Source organism: Spiroplasma sp. ChiS, from assembly GCF_002968355.1.
GTDB classification, from domain to species: Bacteria; Bacillota_I; Bacilli_A; order Mycoplasmatales; family Mycoplasmataceae; genus Spiroplasma; species Spiroplasma citri.
Window position 1 is genome coordinate 1 of the sequence record NZ_PUUH01000084.1, and the last position, 1,735, is coordinate 1,735.

At 21.7% G+C, this 1,735-nt stretch carries 4 protein-coding genes; all 4 read left to right on the plus strand.

All coding sequences use genetic code 4. The features are described from left to right. Positions 1 to 181 precede the first annotated feature (181 nt). The 4 genes from C6B38_RS03100 (at position 182) to C6B38_RS03115 (ending at position 1,688) form a co-directional block, all read left to right on the plus strand. Positions 182 to 331, plus strand: coding sequence for a hypothetical protein (locus tag C6B38_RS03100; RefSeq protein WP_105298620.1), 150 nt, complete (start codon positions 182 to 184; stop codon positions 329 to 331). Beyond that, a complete protein-coding gene (locus tag C6B38_RS03105) occupies positions 331 to 582 on the plus strand; it encodes a hypothetical protein (protein WP_071937632.1) in 252 nt (83 codons plus the stop codon). Before C6B38_RS03100 ends, C6B38_RS03105 begins: the two co-directional genes overlap by 1 nt. A 382-nt stretch (positions 583 to 964) precedes the next feature. Continuing rightward, entirely contained in the window at positions 965 to 1,255 is a 291-nt protein-coding gene (locus tag C6B38_RS03110) for a hypothetical protein (RefSeq protein ID WP_105298621.1), read from the plus strand. Beyond that, the gene (locus C6B38_RS03115) at positions 1,248 to 1,688 is read left to right on the plus strand and encodes a DUF3627 domain-containing protein (protein WP_105298622.1); all 441 of its coding nucleotides are present in this window, start codon (positions 1,248 to 1,250) and stop codon (positions 1,686 to 1,688) included. The genes C6B38_RS03110 and C6B38_RS03115 overlap by 8 nt, the downstream gene beginning before the upstream one ends. The last annotated feature ends 47 nt before the right edge of the window (positions 1,689 to 1,735 follow it).

Consider the following 1,735-nt stretch of genomic DNA (forward strand, 5'->3'; position numbering starts at 1 on the left):
TTATTAATACTGTTAATAAGATTGCAAAAGATAATTGAAATTAAAAAGTAAAAGAATAAATTATTCCGCGTAATTTATTAGCGGATAATTTATTCAGTAGTGTTTTTAATGGAGCGAAGCGACAACGAGCGGAGCGAGTTTGCAAATTTCAATTTTTTAGTTTTTAGAAAGGAGATGTATTATGCCAACTTGATTAACGACAATATTTAGTGTTGTTATTGTATTAGCAATTTTTCTTTATTTTGGTTTATCAATTTATCAAAAAATTAAACAAATTCGAGGAAAGAAAAAAGAAAAAAAAGAAATTGAAAGAAAGGAGAGTAATAAATAATGTTAGGTATGTATTTAACAACAGCGTTTAATTTTTTAACAGCACCTACACCTAAAACTATGACTGAGGGTATGACTGGTATTTGAACTGGTTTGACTAGTGCATTATGAAAAGTTAAAGAAGGTATAACAAATATTTTACCTGAGATAATGGTTTTCTTAGGTGAAGCGTGAATTATATTAATTCCATTTGCTATATTTTGTATTATTAAAATTTTAAACTTTTTCCGTGTTATGGTTAAAGGATTTTAATATTTATTAAAATCGATTATATATCTTAGTTAAGGCACACTAGGAAGTTTTAGTGAAATAATTGTTTTAATTGGTGATACCATTCATGATAATCAAAAAATAGATGGTATCACATTTGTAAAAAATGAATTTATTAAATAGAAAAATGAACTTATTATATTTACTATTAAAGTTCTTAATAGTATTTTTCAGTGTGCCAATTTTTATTATTTTTATATTTAACAATGTTTATTAACATTGTTTATAAACATTAAATAAACAATATATTAGCATTATGTATAACAATTGTTAATAATCAGTGTTTATTGCAATAAATAAACATTATATAAACATTATTTATAACATTGTTTATTAAACAAATATTTAGTTAGGAGACTATATTATGGATATGAAATTTAAAACAACTAAGGAATATAAAAAATTAAAAAAATGATATATTTTAGTTAATTTTTTTGCTTGATTTTTATATATTTTTCTTTTTATAAGTTCAGTTGTGTTAGTTTATGTTTTTATTTTAAATATAAATAATAACAATAAAGAAATTTTTATTTTGGCATTAGTTTCATGGTTTGTTTCTGTAATTTTGGTAATTGTTCTAACTATTTTGGAACATATAGATTTAAATAAAGGATTTAAAAAACAATTAAAGAAAGAAGTTGATAAAATTGAGTAATTTTGTTAAGAAAAATCAGAATGTAGAAAATTATTTTATTAGTAAGGAATTTATCCCTTTTACAACAGAAAAAGCAAGTTTTATTAATTTACCTAATCATAATCGCCATATTGGTTTTTGATTGAGTAATAAGTTTATTTATCCGAGTGAAAAACATTCAGAGCAAGTAGCAATCGGTTTGATTTATGATAATTCTTACCCTATTGTAAAATATGATGAAAATTTAAAGCGAAATATTTGAAAATATTTAACTGGAACCGAATTAATCAATTTATATAATCAATATAAACAAAATTATTTTACTAAAATGAAAAAAGCGTTATTTTTAAGTGAACCTAAAAAAGTAAAAGCAAATAATAACAATAATAATTTAACAAATTGAAGTGTTGAAAAAGAAGAACAATTAATTAATGATTTAGAAAGTTTAAATTAAATGAGTTTATATGATTATTGAGTTCAATTTGTTAGTTATATTATTGG